We start from the raw sequence: 12,686 nt of genomic DNA on the forward strand, positions 1-12,686 counted from the left end.
ACCGATCGGTCAGAGTTCGACCGATCGGTCAGGATCCAGAGCGGATGCGTGGGTTTCGGCGCGGCGCTCAGCCACCCGCCGCTAGGTTTGGTCGCGACCGAGGTCGGCTGCGACCGAGGTCTTCTGCGACTAGGAGGCGCGATGCGCAAGTACCTGTTCAACGCTGGAGTCCTCAGCGCCGTCGCGAGCGGCATCGGGGTCGCGAAGGCGACCCGTCAGGGCCCGCGCGACTGGCGGCTGGCGCTGCTGTGGGCCAGCTGGGGCATCGGCGTGGCGCTCGCGCTCGGCTCGGTGAAGCAGCGCGAGGAGGGCATCCGCCAGCAGGAGCTCGAGCGCGAGCTGCGCAAGGCCGCCAAGGGCAAGTGAGCCTCGACCCGGGCGGCGCTGACGCCGGTCGCGTGCTCGTGGTCGGCGACGCGCTCGTCGACGAGGTCGACGGGTCGACGATCGTCGGCGGCGCCGCGCTCAACGTCGCCGTCGGGCTCGCGCGCCTCGGGGTGCCGTCGCGGCTCGTGGCCATGGTCGGCGATGACGGGGCGGGCCGGCTCGTGCGCGAGCACTGCCAGGCGCACGGCGTCGAGCTGGTCGCGACTCCCGCGCCGCTGGGCACGGCGATCGCCCGCGCTGAGCGCGTCGGGGGCACCATGCACTACGCGTTCAACGAGGCCGGCATGCGGCGCTTCGTCGATCTGACCGGTCTCGAGCGCGAGCTCCGAGGCGCACCGCTCGTGGTGGTCTCCTGCCTCGCGCTCGAGCACGAGGCGCAGATCGCGCCCCTGCTGGCGCTGCCGCGCTCGAGGGAGCGCCTGCTCATCGACCCGAACGCGCGGCCCGGCTACCTCAAGGCGCCCGGCGCGCGGGAGCGCTTCGCCGCGGGTCTCGACGCGCTCGCGGCGCGGGCCCTGGTCGTGAAGGTGAGCGACGAGGACACCGAGCTCGTCTTCGGCGAGGATGCCGGTGAGACCGCGTCGCGCTGGCTGAGCGCCGGCACGGGAGCGGTGGCGATCACGCGCGGTCCCGAGGGTGCCCGCATCGCGACCGCCAGCGGCTGGGTCGATGCGCTCGTGCCGCAGCTCGCGGCACCGCTGGCCGACACCATCGGTGCCGGTGACAGCGTGCTCGCCGCGCTCACCGCATCCGTCGTCTCTGGCGACCACGCCGGCGGATGGGCGGGGCCGCTCGAGCGCGCGATGGCCGTCGCTGCCGCCACCACGCGCGTCGCCGGCGGCCTGCTGCAGCTGCCCCAGCAGCGCGACGCCTGACCCGCGCTGCTCAGCGCCCGGGCGAGGTGAGCCACCTGCTCGCCAGTGGCACGGCGGGCGCGCCTAGCATGGTGCAATGGCCCTGAAGTCGCTCGACCAGTCCTCGAAGCTCAAGCACGTGCTCTACGAGATCCGCGGCCCGGTGGCCGCCGAGGCCGCGCGGCTCGAGGCCGAGGGGCACCGGATCCTGAAGCTCAACATCGGCAACCCCGCGCCGTTCGGCTTCGAGACGCCCGACACGATCGTGCAGGACATGATCGCGAACCTGCCGCTCGCCGAGGGGTATTCCGACTCGAAGGGCATCCTCTCCGCTCGCCGCGCCGTCGTGACGCGCTACGAGGGCGTGCCAGGGTTCCCACAGCTCACGGTCGATGACGTGTTCCTCGGCAACGGCGTCTCCGAGCTCATCACGATGACGATGCAGGCGCTGCTCGACTCCGGCGACGAGGTGCTCATCCCCGCCCCCGACTACCCGCTGTGGACGGCGATGACCTCGCTCGGCGGCGGCACCCCGGTGCACTACCTGACGGATGAGTCGAACGGGTGGGTGCCGGACCTCGCGGACATCGAGGCCAAGATCACGCCGCGCACGAAGGCCATCGTCGTCATCAACCCCAACAACCCGACGGGCGCCGTCTACACGAGAGAGGCGCTGCAGGGGATCGTCGACCTCGCGCGCCAGCACTCGCTGCTGATCCTCGCCGACGAGATCTACGACCGCATCCTCTACGACGACGCCGAGCACATCTCGATCGCGACGCTCGCCCCCGACCTCCTGACGCTGACCTACAACGGGCTGTCGAAGACCTACCGCGCGGCCGGGTTCCGGGCAGCGTGGCTCGCGATCACCGGACCCAAGTCGCACGCGGCAGGATTCCTCGAGGGACTCACGCTGCTCGCATCGACGCGCCTCTGCCCCAACGTGCCGGCGCAGTACGGCATCCAGGTGGCGCTCGGTGGCGTGCAGTCGATCGAGTCGCTGATCCTGCCCGGCGGGCGGCTGCTCGAGCAGCGCGACGCCGCCGTGCAGGGGCTGCAGAGGATCCCGGGCGTGAGCGTCGTCAACCCGAAGGGCGCGCTCTACCTGTTCCCGCGGCTCGACCCAGAGGTCCACGAGATCCGCGACGACCGCCAGTTCGCGCTCGACCTGCTGCGCGAGCAGAAGATCCTCGTCACGCACGGCACGGGCTTCAACTGGCCGGCGCCCGATCACTTCCGCATCGTGACGCTGCCGTGGAAGCGCGACCTCGAGGATGCGGTGGAGCGGATCGGCAACTTCCTCGCCTCGTACCGGCAGGAGTCGAAGCCTCTGCCATGACCGAGCCGCCCGTGCTCCGAGCCGAGCCCATCCGCACGCTCAGGCTGCAGCTGGAGCCGCTGCGAGCGGAGCACGCCGACGAGGCGGCCGCCGCGTTCGACGACGTCGCACTGCACGCCTTCATGGGCGGCTCCCCCGCGAGCGCGGCGCAGCTGCGCGAGCGCTACGCGCGGCAGGCCCTCGGGCACTCGCCGGACGGGACCGAGGGGTGGGCGAACTGGATGCTGCGCTGCACCGCGTCGGGCGAGCTCATCGGCACGGTGCAGGCGACCGTCTCGCCTGCGGGAGCCGGTGCTCGCAGCGCCGACCAGGGCCCCTCGGCGGAGCTGGCGTGGGTCCTCGCAGCCTCGCATCAGGGCCAGGGCTATGCCCGCGAGGCCGCGACGGCGATGGCGACCTGGCTGCGGCAGCGGGGCGTCGCGACCCTCATCGCCCACATCCACCCCGAGCACGCGGCGTCGGCCGGGGTCGCGCGCGCCGTCGGCCTGCGCCGCACGGATGCGATCGTCGACGGCGAGGAGCGCTGGGACGGCGGACGCGCCTGAGCGGTGGTGCGCCCGCCGTCGATGCGGCACGATCGGGGCATGCGACTCTCATCGACCACGGCCGGAGCCGGCCCCACCCACGTCGGCCTCGTGCACGGCCTGGGCGCTGACGGCGAGACGTGGCGGCCTCTGATCGAGCGGATGCTCGCGGCAGGCGACCTGACGGTCACGACCGTCGACCTCCGCGGTCACGGCTCGAGCGCGCGTGCGACCTCGTACGCGCTCGACGACCTCGCGGACGACGTGGCGGAGACGCTGCCGCGCGGGCTCTCGGTGCTCGTGGGCCATTCCCTCGGCGGTCCCGTCGTGGCGCGGGCCGTCGAGAGGCTCGCGCCCAGCCGTGCGGTCTACCTCGACCCGGGCTTCGGCCTCGCACTGCCGACGACGGGCGTAGCGGGACGCCTGTTCTGGACGGCGCCCACCATCACGCTCGGCGTCGCTCAGCTGCTGCGGGCGCGACGATCTGGCAGGCAGCGGGCGGCATACCCGCAGGAGGTGCGGCAGCTGCTGGACGACGCCATGCAGCGCTTCGACGCGAGGATGGCGGTCGGGGTCTTCCGCGACGTCGCGTTCCATCCGATCTCGGTCGCCCCTCCTGCGGTGCCATCGACGATCGTGCTGTCGGACGAGTCGCCGGCGGTCCTGCCGAATGCGCTGGCGACGAGGCTCGAGCAGCAGGGCTGGGACATCCGTCGCATCGACGGCGTCGGCCACGACATGCACCTCGAAGCGCCGGATCGCGTGCTCGAGGCGATCATCGACGTGCTCTCGCCGCGGGCGGAGCCGCATCCCGACTGATCGCGGCGCTCCCCTGACATGCGAGAGGACCCCCGACCGGTGATTCCACCGGTCAGGGGTCCTGTGCTCGTACACCCCCCGGGACTCGAACCCGGAACCGATTGATTAAGAGTCAACTGCTCTGCCAATTGAGCTAGAGGTGCATGGCTTTCCAGCCGAGGATCAAGAATAGCAGACGATCGGGGTGGCGCGCACACTGCTTGGATGGAGCGGATGACGCACCTCGAGCCCGGCATGACCGCCCCCGACTTCACGCTGCCCGACCAGTACGGCCGCCCCGTGTCCCTCGCGGACCTCCGCGGCCGCAAGGTCATCGTCTACTTCTACCCCGAGGCGCTCACCTCGGCCTGCCAGCAGCAGGCCTGCGACTTCCGCGACCGCCTGCCCGATCTCTCGCAGCACGGCTACGCGGTGCTCGGCATCTCGCGCGACCCGCTCGAGCGCCTGGCGCGAGCGCACGAGCAGGACGGCCTGACCTTCCCGCTGCTGAGCGACGAGGATCTCGCCGTGCACCGCGCTTGGGACACCTTCGGCGAGAAGAACAGCTATGGCCGGATCGTCCAGGGCGTGCGCCGCTCGACCTTCGTGCTCGATGAGCAGGGCATCGTCACCCACGCCTTCTACAACACGAGGGCGAAGGGGCACCTCGAGATGCTCGGCAAGCGACTGGGACTCTCGAGCTGAGCGCTGCCACCGCGTGACGCGCGCGGCCCTGGGCCGCGCGCCGCTCGGCCTATGCCTCGACGTCCGGGTTCAGCCAGAGCGTGACCGTGCGACGCAGCACGAGCACGAACACGGCGACACCGACCCCGGCGAGGATCAGCGCGAGCCACACCGGCCCCTCACCCCCGTCGAACGTGCCAGCGGCGACGCCGAGCTGCAGCACCTGCCAGACGATGGCGCCCGCGCGTGACCAGGACTTCCCGTCGAGCATCGCCCTCGCGACCTGCAGCAGGAAGAACGCCGCGCCCGCTGCGAGCGCCGCGAGGAAGATGCCGCCGGCGATGTGCTGGGGCGGGTCTCCGAGGGCGTTGATGGCGACCCAGACAGCGATCGCGAGCATGCCGAGCGCCTCCAGCAGGAGCAGCCCGCTGGCTGCGGTGGCGGCGGTCGGACGCACGCGCGAGTGATCGCTCACGGAAGAAAACCCTTGCCTCTCTGGGGGGCCTGTGGAAGCATGGAACGTCGGGCGGCACCGGTGCTGCGCCCTGAGACTTCTGCGCCGCGGGTATCGCGATGCGCGACTTCCCCCCTCCAATGTACAAGGAGCACATGTATGGATTGGCGTGATGACGCTGCCTGCCTCACGGTGGACCCCGAGCTGTTCTTCCCGGTCGGCAACACCGGCCCGGCGCTCGAGCAGATCGAGAAGGCCAAGGCCGTGTGCGCGACGTGCCCGGTGACCGAGATGTGCCTGCAGTACGCACTGGAGACCAACCAGGACTCCGGCGTGTGGGGTGGCCTCTCCGAGGATGAGCGCCGCGCCCTCAAGCGCCGCGCCGCACGCGCTCGCCGCGCGGGCTGACGCACACGCAACGCAGCAGCGGGGTCGCCTTCGGGCGGCCCCGCTGTCGCGTGCTCAGACGATCGCTTCGTCTTCGCGGATGTAGGCGAGCGGCACCCTGACCGTGACCTCGGTGCCCTCCACCGCGCGAGCGCCCCAGTCGATCGTCCCCGACAGCTCGCCCGTGACGAGCGTCTTCACGATCTGCGTGCCGAGCCCCGAGCCGACGCGCCCGGGCGGTAGCCCTGCGCCGTTGTCGCACACGCGCACGGTGAGCCAGCCGTCGGCGCGGTCGGCGGTGATGCGCACGAGACCGTCGGAGCGGCCGGCGAGGCCGTGCTCGACGGCGTTCGTGACCAGCTCGGTCAGCGCCAGGGCGAGCGGTGTCGCGTAGCCGCTCGGCAGCACCCCGAAGGTGCCGGCGCGCTCGGTGCGCACCTGCGCGCCGTGGATGGACGCGAGCTCGCTCGTGAGCTTCATCGCGCGATCGAAGACCTGGTCGAAGTCGACGGACTGGCTGAGCCCCTCCGACAACGTGTCGTGCACGACGGCGATCGACGAGACGCGCCGCTCGGCGTTCTGCAGCGCAGCGCGGGACTCCTCGCTCTTCGTGCGCCGCGACTGGATGCGCAGCAGCGCCGCCACCGTCTGCAGGTTGTTCTTGACGCGGTGGTGGATCTCGCGGATCGTCGCGTCCTTCGTGATGAGCGTCTGCTCCTGGGCGCGCATGTCGGTCACGTCGCGCACCAGCACGATCGCCCCCAGCCGCTCCGAGCGCAGCCGCAGCGGCACGGCGCGCAGCGACAGCGTCACGAGGCGGGTCTCGATGTCGGTGCGCCACGGCGCCCTGCCGGTGACGACGAGCGGCAGCGCCTCGTCGACCTCGTGCGACTCGTCGATGAGGTCGGTGGCGATCTCCGCCAGCGACTCCCCCTCGAGCTCGCCGCGGAACCCGAGCCTCGTGAACGCGGAGAGCGCGTTCGGGCTGGCGAAGGTGACGGTGCCGGCCTGGTCGAGCCGGATGAGACCGTCGGATGCGCGCGCCGCGCCGCGCCGCGGGCCGGAGGGGGCTGCCTGGTCGGGGAAGTCGCCGTCGGCGATCATGCGGAACAGGTCGTCGGCACATTCGCGGAAGGTGCGCTCCAGCCTGCCCGCGCTGCGGGTGTCGGCGTGGTTGGCGTGCCGCGTGATGACGGCGATCGGGTGCTGCACGAGCACGGTCGAGGGCTCGGCCTCCCGGCGCCGCACCGGGATCGCACGCACCTTCGCGTCGGATTCGACGCCCCACTCGGGTGAGTCGGCGCTCAGCGAGACGCCCTCGTCATAGGCGCGGCCGACCTGCTCGCGCCAGGCGTTCCGCACCGGCTGGCCGACGATGTCGCGGTAGAAGAGCGTCGCGGCACCGGCCGGGCGCGCGTGCTGGACGGCGATGTAGCCGTCGTCGTCGCCGGTCGGGAGCCACAGGACGATGTCGCCGATGGCGAGGTCGGCGAGCAGCTGGAAGTCGGCGACCAGCCGATGCAGCCATCGCAGGTCATGGTCATCCAGCAGGCCGTAGCGCGCAGCGATCGACGTCAAGCTCGTCACCCGCTCAGCGTAGCGCGGGCAGCCAGCGCCGCTCGGGCCGCTCGGCCGCCCGCAGCGCCGCTCGACTGGTCGGCTCTGCCGCAGGCACGAGCGTCGCCGCGAACTCCTGCACCCGCCGCCGCAGTCGGGACCGACCCGCGACGTCGACGAGCGGACGCCCCTCGAGGAGCGCCGCGTCAGCCGCTCGACTGTCGAACGGCCAGCACGCCTCCGGCGTCACCGCAGCGAGCCTGCGCAGCGTCTCCTGCACCGCGCGCTCGGGTGCGATGCCGATCGCCGATGCGCGCACCTTGTTCACGACCACTCGCACGTGCGCCTGCGGCACCAGCTCGCGCAGCTCCGGCAGCGCGCGCACCAGGCGAGCCACGCCGACCGCATCGCCTCCGGCGATCACGACCACCTCGTCGCTCGCCTCGAGCGTCGCGTGCGTCGCGGCATGGCGCCGCGGAGCGAAGAGGTCGCTCGAGATCTCCTCGTCGCGCTCGATGCTCGCACCGATGTCGACCACGGTGGTGTCGACCCAATCCCGGCAGCGCTCGAGCACCTCTGCGACTCGATCGCCTCCCAGCTCTGGCCAGCGGCTCGCGCGACCGATCCCCGTGAGCACCCGCACGACTCCGCCCATCGTGGGCACCTGCTGGCAGATGCGATCGAGCTCGTCGATCGTCAGGCTGCCCGCTCTGGCGAGGCGAGCGGCGGCCGCGAACCCCGGGGACTCGTCGAGCAGACCGAGCGCCGGAGCGACCGAGGCGCTCGTGGTGTCGGCGTCGACGAGCGCGACCCGCCGCCCGAGCAGGGCCAGCTCGGCCGAGAGCGCGACGGCCGCCGTCGTGCGGCCGGGGGCGCCGGCCGGCCCCCAGACGGCCACGACGCGGCCACGCGCGCGCTCCGCTTCGCGCTCGAGCCCCTCGGTCGGCTTCGCCTTCGCCTCGATCGCGCTGAACCCCTCGGCCCACGTGACCGAGTCCACGCCGAGCGATCGCGCGCGCGTCCGCTCGCCGGCGTCATCGGCGAGCGCCAGCAGGCGCAACCCGCGCGCATCGCACTCGGCGACCAGCTCGCGGTGGAGGTGCCGCTCGTCGGCGACGACGAGCACGAGGTCGAGGCGCGGCTCGGCATCCGGCGCTCGCGCAGCGAGCCGCTCCACGAGATCCGTGGCCGTGGCCGCGCGGATGGCCACGCGATGGCCGTGCCTGGCTACTTCGCGGACGATGGCGTCCTCGCGCTCGAGCGGCGCGGAGACGGCGAGGCCCATCATGGCGCGCTCGCCGTCGGCGTCGCGAGCGGGACGACCGAGAGCGCATGCTCGTTGGACATCGCCTCGAGCAGCACCGAGGTGTCGGCACTCGGCACCAGCAGCTCGAGCTGCCTCGCTGATGAGGCGAGGATCCCCTCGTCCTCGACGATGGCGACGACGATCGCGTCATCGACGAGCACCGCCGGGGCCTCGAAGCCGTCCTCCCCCGGCGCCGCGGTCCAGATGTCGACGAGCGACCCGGCCCGCACCGCGCGCGGCAGCGCGCCATGCACATCGATGACCACCGCCGAGCGATCGACGCCCGAGGCCGAGCCGAGCGCTCGCAGCGGCAGGACCTCGCCCTCCCCCACCGTCGATGCCACGACCATGCCCTCGGGTGCGGTCGTGGCCGGCAGGTAGCGATGCTGCGACTGCGGCAGCCGCACCTCGACCCGCTCGACGTCGGCGCCGGTCACCACGTCGCCCGGCAGCAGGGTGCGGGTCGCCGCCCAGGCGGTCTCGGTGCGAGCCGACTGCTGCACCACGAACCAGACGCCCGCGAGGGAGACGAGCACCAGCGCGACGCCGATCACCAGCCTCGGATCCATCCAGCCACGACGTGTCGTCATGCCACCCTCCCGTTCGGTGGCATCAACCTGGCAGGAGGCCGCAGGGGGTCGCTGAAGTTCTCCACAGGCTCTGCTCATCCGGCGGGAGACTGGCGCACAATGGTGCCCATGCCGCTCGAACCCCGACGTTTCCTCACCGTCGCAGATGTGGCCGAGCTGCTCGACGCGACGCCCAGCGCTGTGGTCGCGCTGCTCGAATCCCGCGACATCCGCGGCGTCCGCGTGCGCGGGCAGTGGCGCGTGGCGCAGGATGAGGTGCAGGCCTGGGTCGATCGCCAGCTCGAGCTGGAGCGCCGGCGGGCGCTGTGGCGCCAAGCCCAGTCGGCGAGCGTCGCCGACCTCTTCGGCGGTCGCTGACGCGCCGCAGGACCGACGCGCCGCAGGACCGGCGCGCCTCAGGGCAGGCGCACCCAGTCGAAGGCCGCGAACGGCACGATCCGCCAGGTGCGCACCACGCCCACCCGGGGCCGCTCGCCCGGCTCGTGCACGGCGAGGTCGAGGTGATCGCGGCCGACCCGGTCGATGGTGCCCGCGACGGGCGCATGCCCCTCGAGGATCACGGACGCGCGGCGTCGAGCGAGGTCGCGCAGCGCGAACGCGAAGCTCAGGCGCGCCTGCAGGTCGTTCGCCTCCTTCGCCGGCTGCACCGAGGCTGCGGCCCCGTCGCCGTCCAGCACGATCCCGGTGATGGCCTGCAGTGGCACGATGGCCCCTGTCTCGGCGGGTGCCCCGTCGAGCACGATGCCGTTCAGCCAGTCGCGTCCGAGGGCCATGCGCCGCAGCCGCAAGCGGGTGCCGGCTCGCAGCGTGACGTCGAGCAGCCGGGGTGCGGCGGCGATCCGGTCGCGGAGCTCGAGCCTGCCGAGCCGGAAGCGCTCCTCCTCCGCCTGCAGATCCCGCTGCTCGGCGTCGAGCTCTGCCTCGAGCTGGCTCTCCAGGTCATCGAACAGATCCTCGAAGCGCACAGTCGCGAATCTAACCGCGCGCGCGGCGCCGCCGTCGGCTTTCTCCACAGCACGAGCGCGTCGGTTGACACGGCCGGGAGTAACAGCGTTATCTTCTGCACCTGGGCCGCGCCGAGTCGGGCCCGAGCGAGGGGGCCGCGTGCGCGCGACGAGACAGCGGATGACGACGGTCGACGCCGAGGAGTTCTTCGACTTCCAGCCGTGCTCCTCGGCCGACCTGCCCGATCCCACCCCGCTGCTCGAGAACCTCGCACGCGGCGTCATCGAGATCCTCCTGGGCGTGCGCGAGGTGCAGCAGATCGCCCGGTGGGTGACGGAGCAGACCTTCGTGATGCTCACGCAGCGCGCGCTCAGCGCGAAGCACGCCCGAGCTCGGCAGCCGCAGCGCACGGTGCCGGGATTCGCGATCACCAGCGTGCGCGCCTGCCATACGGCCGACGGCATCGTCGAGGGAGCCGTGATCGTGCGATCGGCCGGGCGCACCCGGGCGGTCGCGATCCGCCTCGAGGGGCTCGACGGCCGGTGGCGGGCGACTGCGATCGGCGTCCTCTGAGGCCGGCCGCCAGCGACGGCCACGCGTTCTGCGGCTACGCGCCGGTGCCCGGCTCGCGTCGCTTTTGGTCCCCGACCTCCGCCGCGAGGCGCTCGCGCGCCTCCATCTCCGCGACCTCGACCTCGAGGCGCTCGCGCACATCCGCCCGGTCGTTGATGCGTCGAACGCGGCGGTTGAAGTCCCACAGCAGCAGGATGACGACCGCGGCGACGAGCAGCGTCGCCAGGAAGCCGACCCATCCCGGCGTGACCTGGTTCGGGTCGTAGGGCAGCTCCTGCAGGAACAGCGGAAGCATCAGTCCTCCTCGACGCCCGCGAACAGGTCGTCCTCCTGGCCGTCGCCGCGCACGCGCGATCGCACCAGCTCGTAGTCGTCGGTCGGCCACGTCTGCCGCAGCAGGTCGTTCGGCCAGAAGAAGAAGCGCGACTCCGGATCGACCTGGCTCGCGTGCGCACGCAGCGCCAGATCGCGAGCCTCGAGGTGCTCGGCGACCGAGATGCGCGTGGTCATGGTCGCGCCGCGATCACCCATGCGCTCGGCCCACTCCCGCACGAAGGGCAGCCGCTCGTCCTCGGGCGCGACCGCCTCGAGCGCGGTCAGCAGCGCTCGCAGGCGCGCGCCGCTCATGCTGCGATCGAAGTAGACCTTCTGCACCTCGTACGGCTCGCCGAGCTCCGGCATGCCGGCGGCGGCGTGCTCGACCGCCCACATCGTCACCTCGTGGCAGCGGATGTGATCCGGGTGCGGGTAGCCGCCGGTCTCGTCGTAGGTCACGACGACCTGCGGGCGCAGACGACGGATGAGCCGCACGAGCGGGCGACCGGAGACCTCGAGCGGGATGGTGGCGAACGACAGCGGCCGCAGCGGGTCGCCCTCGTCGGGCAGCCCCGAGTCGACGTAGCCGAGCCAGGCGTGATCGATGCCGAGCGCGGCCTGGGCGGCCCCCATCTCCATGCGCCTCAGTCCCGTGATGTCGCGGGCCGCGCGGTGGCCGAGCTCGAAGCGCTCGTTCAGCACGCTGCCGCTCTCGCCGCCCGTGCAGGAGACGACGGTGACCGCTGCCCCCTCGGCGGCGTAGCGCGCGAGCGTGGCCGCGCCCTTGCTCGACTCGTCATCCGGGTGCGCGTGCACGGCGAGCAGTCGACGCATGGCTTCATCCCTCCCACGGCGCGCTGCCGCGCCGGTGGCCCAGCTTCGAGCGCGCTGCCGCGCCCATGGCCCGTCCCAGCGCCGCCGCGCCGAGGGCACGGCGATAGGCTGGGAGTGCTCCCATCATCCCACGGACGAGGCTCCATGACCCATCTCGATGCCCGCTACGGCCGCACCCGGTCGCGCACGCGGCGCGAGAAGCTGCTGGGCATCGTCGTCGGCGTCGGCATCCTCCTCACGGCGACGCTGTGGGTGTGGTGGGTGGGCACCGATCCGGCGACCACGCAGCTGCAGTCGCGCACGATCGGGCACGAGATCGTCGACGAGTCGACCGTGCGGGTCATCTTCGAGGTCTCGGTGGATGCGGGCACCGCGACCACGTGCGCGGTCGAAGCGCTGAACCCCTCCTTCGGCATCGTCGGGTGGACGGAGCTCGAGCTCGAGCCCGTCGACGCCTTCACGAGCACGCACGCCGTCGAGGTGCGCACGAGCGAGCTGGCGACCACAGGATTGGTCTCCGACTGCTGGGTGCCATAAGATGCCACGAGGACCGGCCCACTCGGGGCCGGTTCTCTGCATATCGGGAGACCACATGAACGGCACCACGGAGACCTGGCTGACCCAGGAGGCGCACGACCGCCTGCAGGGTGAGCTGGAGCACCTGCAGGGGCCCGTCCGCGCCGAGATCGCCAAGCGCATCGAAGAGGCTCGCGACGAGGGTGACCTGAAGGAGAACGGCGGCTACCACGCCGCCAAGGACGACCAGGCGCAGATCGAGGCGCGCATCGCTCAGATCACGCAGCTGCTGCGCACCGCCACCGTCGGCGAGGCGCCCAAGGCGAGCGGCGTCGTCGAGCCCGGCACCGTCGTCACCGCGACCGTCGCGGGCGACGAGACGACCTTCCTCGTGGGCAACCGCGAGATCGCGGAGGTCGGCGACGACCTCGACGTCTACAGCGAGGCGAGCCCGCTCGGCGCCGCGATCATGGGGCTGAAGATCGGCGCGAAGACCACCTACGAGGCTCCGTCGGGCGCGACCATCGAGGTCGTCGTCACCGACGTCCAGACCTACGCGGGCTGACGCCCCGACGCAGCAGGCCCCGCGGTTCGCGCCGCGGGGCCTGCTGCGTGCCCGGCCC

General features: G+C 72.3%; 18 protein-coding genes and 1 tRNA gene. 11 read left to right on the forward strand and 8 right to left on the reverse strand.

Translation table 11 applies throughout. The annotated features are described in order from the left end of the window. Positions 1 to 141 precede the first annotated feature (141 nt). The 5 genes from BQ6202_RS14910 (at position 142) to BQ6202_RS08950 (ending at position 3,923) form a co-directional block, all read left to right on the forward strand. A complete protein-coding gene (locus BQ6202_RS14910; protein WP_072314144.1) occupies positions 142 to 366 on the forward strand; it encodes a hypothetical protein in 225 nt (74 codons plus the stop codon). Further along, positions 363 to 1,262 carry a PfkB family carbohydrate kinase gene (locus BQ6202_RS08935; RefSeq protein WP_072314145.1) on the forward strand — a complete coding sequence of 300 codons (900 nt, stop codon included), beginning with the start codon at positions 363 to 365 and terminating at the stop codon, positions 1,260 to 1,262. Before BQ6202_RS14910 ends, BQ6202_RS08935 begins: the two co-directional genes overlap by 4 nt. 76 nt (positions 1,263 to 1,338) lie before the next feature. Beyond that, positions 1,339 to 2,580 carry a pyridoxal phosphate-dependent aminotransferase gene (locus tag BQ6202_RS08940; RefSeq protein WP_072314146.1) on the forward strand — a complete coding sequence of 414 codons (1,242 nt, stop codon included), beginning with the start codon at positions 1,339 to 1,341 and terminating at the stop codon, positions 2,578 to 2,580. Further along, positions 2,577 to 3,125 (forward strand): GNAT family N-acetyltransferase, encoded by a 549-nt coding sequence (locus tag BQ6202_RS08945; protein WP_072314147.1) that lies wholly within the window; start codon positions 2,577 to 2,579, stop codon positions 3,123 to 3,125. Before BQ6202_RS08940 ends, BQ6202_RS08945 begins: the two co-directional genes overlap by 4 nt. 39 nt (positions 3,126 to 3,164) lie before the next feature. Beyond that, entirely contained in the window at positions 3,165 to 3,923 is a 759-nt protein-coding gene (locus BQ6202_RS08950; protein WP_072314148.1) for an alpha/beta fold hydrolase, read from the forward strand. Between the two features lie 70 nt (positions 3,924 to 3,993). On the opposite strand, the gene BQ6202_RS08955 is transcribed toward BQ6202_RS08950, so the two are convergent. Next, positions 3,994 to 4,066: transfer RNA gene (locus BQ6202_RS08955), tRNA-Lys, on the reverse strand. Between the two features lie 70 nt (positions 4,067 to 4,136). On the opposite strand from BQ6202_RS08955, the gene bcp reads away from it, so the two are divergent. Next, positions 4,137 to 4,607, forward strand: a complete 471-nt coding sequence (gene bcp, locus BQ6202_RS08960; RefSeq protein WP_200792240.1) for a thioredoxin-dependent thiol peroxidase — start codon at positions 4,137 to 4,139, stop codon at positions 4,605 to 4,607. Positions 4,608 to 4,656: 49 nt separating this feature from the next. Here the strand turns inward: bcp and BQ6202_RS08965 are convergent, their stop codons facing one another. Then, the gene (locus tag BQ6202_RS08965; protein WP_083587164.1) at positions 4,657 to 5,061 is read right to left on the reverse strand and encodes a hypothetical protein; all 405 of its coding nucleotides are present in this window, start codon (positions 5,059 to 5,061) and stop codon (positions 4,657 to 4,659) included. A 138-nt stretch (positions 5,062 to 5,199) separates the two neighbouring features. Here BQ6202_RS08965 and BQ6202_RS08970 point away from each other — a divergent pair, with 138 nt between their 5' ends. Then, on the forward strand, positions 5,200 to 5,448 hold the full coding sequence (locus tag BQ6202_RS08970) for a WhiB family transcriptional regulator (protein WP_072314150.1): 249 nt from the start codon (positions 5,200 to 5,202) through the stop codon (positions 5,446 to 5,448). Between the two features lie 54 nt (positions 5,449 to 5,502). Here BQ6202_RS08970 and BQ6202_RS08975 read toward each other — a convergent pair whose 3' ends face one another. Genes BQ6202_RS08975 through BQ6202_RS08985 form a run of 3 tightly spaced genes read right to left on the reverse strand, consistent with a single transcriptional unit; the run spans position 5,503 to position 8,880 of the window. Beyond that, positions 5,503 to 7,014 (reverse strand): sensor histidine kinase, encoded by a 1,512-nt coding sequence (locus BQ6202_RS08975; protein ID WP_072314151.1) that lies wholly within the window; start codon positions 7,012 to 7,014, stop codon positions 5,503 to 5,505. 4 nt (positions 7,015 to 7,018) lie between these two features. After that, positions 7,019 to 8,272, reverse strand: a complete 1,254-nt coding sequence (locus tag BQ6202_RS08980) for a CpaE/TadZ family protein (RefSeq protein WP_072314152.1) — start codon at positions 8,270 to 8,272, stop codon at positions 7,019 to 7,021. Next, on the reverse strand, positions 8,269 to 8,880 hold the full coding sequence (locus tag BQ6202_RS08985; protein ID WP_143143704.1) for a hypothetical protein: 612 nt from the start codon (positions 8,878 to 8,880) through the stop codon (positions 8,269 to 8,271). Before BQ6202_RS08985 ends, BQ6202_RS08980 begins: the two co-directional genes overlap by 4 nt. Before the next feature lie 108 nt (positions 8,881 to 8,988). Here BQ6202_RS08985 and BQ6202_RS08990 point away from each other — a divergent pair, with 108 nt between their 5' ends. Then, on the forward strand, positions 8,989 to 9,237 hold the full coding sequence (locus BQ6202_RS08990; protein WP_072314154.1) for a helix-turn-helix domain-containing protein: 249 nt from the start codon (positions 8,989 to 8,991) through the stop codon (positions 9,235 to 9,237). A 38-nt stretch (positions 9,238 to 9,275) separates the two neighbouring features. Here the strand turns inward: BQ6202_RS08990 and BQ6202_RS08995 are convergent, their stop codons facing one another. Beyond that, positions 9,276 to 9,845, reverse strand: coding sequence for a hypothetical protein (locus BQ6202_RS08995; RefSeq protein ID WP_072314155.1), 570 nt, complete (start codon positions 9,843 to 9,845; stop codon positions 9,276 to 9,278). 160 nt (positions 9,846 to 10,005) lie between these two features. Here BQ6202_RS08995 and BQ6202_RS09000 point away from each other — a divergent pair, with 160 nt between their 5' ends. Beyond that, positions 10,006 to 10,398 (forward strand): Rv3235 family protein, encoded by a 393-nt coding sequence (locus BQ6202_RS09000; protein WP_072314156.1) that lies wholly within the window; start codon positions 10,006 to 10,008, stop codon positions 10,396 to 10,398. A 34-nt stretch (positions 10,399 to 10,432) separates the two neighbouring features. Here BQ6202_RS09000 and BQ6202_RS09005 read toward each other — a convergent pair whose 3' ends face one another. Both BQ6202_RS09005 and mca read right to left on the reverse strand, forming a co-directional pair. Then, the gene (locus tag BQ6202_RS09005) at positions 10,433 to 10,693 is read right to left on the reverse strand and encodes a hypothetical protein (RefSeq protein WP_072314157.1); all 261 of its coding nucleotides are present in this window, start codon (positions 10,691 to 10,693) and stop codon (positions 10,433 to 10,435) included. Next, positions 10,693 to 11,547: a mycothiol conjugate amidase Mca gene (mca, locus tag BQ6202_RS09010; RefSeq protein ID WP_072314158.1), complete on the reverse strand. Its 855-nt coding sequence runs from the start codon at positions 11,545 to 11,547 to the stop codon at positions 10,693 to 10,695. Before mca ends, BQ6202_RS09005 begins: the two co-directional genes overlap by 1 nt. 144 nt (positions 11,548 to 11,691) lie before the next feature. Between mca and BQ6202_RS09015 the strand changes: the two genes are divergently transcribed. Both BQ6202_RS09015 and greA read left to right on the forward strand, forming a co-directional pair. Beyond that, on the forward strand, positions 11,692 to 12,084 hold the full coding sequence (locus tag BQ6202_RS09015) for a DUF4307 domain-containing protein (protein WP_072314159.1): 393 nt from the start codon (positions 11,692 to 11,694) through the stop codon (positions 12,082 to 12,084). A gap of 55 nt (positions 12,085 to 12,139) precedes the next feature. Further along, on the forward strand, positions 12,140 to 12,628 hold the full coding sequence (gene greA / locus BQ6202_RS09020) for a transcription elongation factor GreA (RefSeq protein ID WP_072314160.1): 489 nt from the start codon (positions 12,140 to 12,142) through the stop codon (positions 12,626 to 12,628). Positions 12,629 to 12,686: the final 58 nt, after the last annotated feature.

It is taken from the genome of Agrococcus sp. Marseille-P2731, from assembly GCF_900117395.1.
Lineage (GTDB): Bacteria > Actinomycetota > Actinomycetes > Actinomycetales > Microbacteriaceae > Agrococcus.

What these genes read in the sequence shown, in the direction of transcription:
- BQ6202_RS09015 (WP_072314159.1), top strand. Translation starts at nt 11,692, where the DNA reads ATGACCCATCTCGATGCCCGCTACGGCCGCACCCGGTCGCGCACGCGG.
- BQ6202_RS08980 (WP_072314152.1), bottom strand. Translation starts at nt 8,272, where the DNA reads ATGATGGGCCTCGCCGTCTCCGCGCCGCTCGAGCGCGAGGACGCCATC.
- bcp (WP_200792240.1), top strand. Translation starts at nt 4,137, where the DNA reads ATGACGCACCTCGAGCCCGGCATGACCGCCCCCGACTTCACGCTGCCC.
- greA (WP_072314160.1), top strand. Translation starts at nt 12,140, where the DNA reads ATGAACGGCACCACGGAGACCTGGCTGACCCAGGAGGCGCACGACCGC.
- BQ6202_RS14910 (WP_072314144.1), top strand. Translation starts at nt 142, where the DNA reads ATGCGCAAGTACCTGTTCAACGCTGGAGTCCTCAGCGCCGTCGCGAGC.
- BQ6202_RS09000 (WP_072314156.1), top strand. Translation starts at nt 10,006, where the DNA reads ATGACGACGGTCGACGCCGAGGAGTTCTTCGACTTCCAGCCGTGCTCC.
- BQ6202_RS08945 (WP_072314147.1), top strand. Translation starts at nt 2,577, where the DNA reads ATGACCGAGCCGCCCGTGCTCCGAGCCGAGCCCATCCGCACGCTCAGG.
- BQ6202_RS08950 (WP_072314148.1), top strand. Translation starts at nt 3,165, where the DNA reads ATGCGACTCTCATCGACCACGGCCGGAGCCGGCCCCACCCACGTCGGC.
- BQ6202_RS09005 (WP_072314157.1), bottom strand. Translation starts at nt 10,693, where the DNA reads ATGCTTCCGCTGTTCCTGCAGGAGCTGCCCTACGACCCGAACCAGGTC.
- mca (WP_072314158.1), bottom strand. Translation starts at nt 11,547, where the DNA reads ATGCGTCGACTGCTCGCCGTGCACGCGCACCCGGATGACGAGTCGAGC.
- BQ6202_RS08990 (WP_072314154.1), top strand. Translation starts at nt 8,989, where the DNA reads ATGCCGCTCGAACCCCGACGTTTCCTCACCGTCGCAGATGTGGCCGAG.
- BQ6202_RS08970 (WP_072314150.1), top strand. Translation starts at nt 5,200, where the DNA reads ATGGATTGGCGTGATGACGCTGCCTGCCTCACGGTGGACCCCGAGCTG.
- BQ6202_RS08940 (WP_072314146.1), top strand. Translation starts at nt 1,339, where the DNA reads ATGGCCCTGAAGTCGCTCGACCAGTCCTCGAAGCTCAAGCACGTGCTC.
- BQ6202_RS08985 (WP_143143704.1), bottom strand. Translation starts at nt 8,880, where the DNA reads ATGACGACACGTCGTGGCTGGATGGATCCGAGGCTGGTGATCGGCGTC.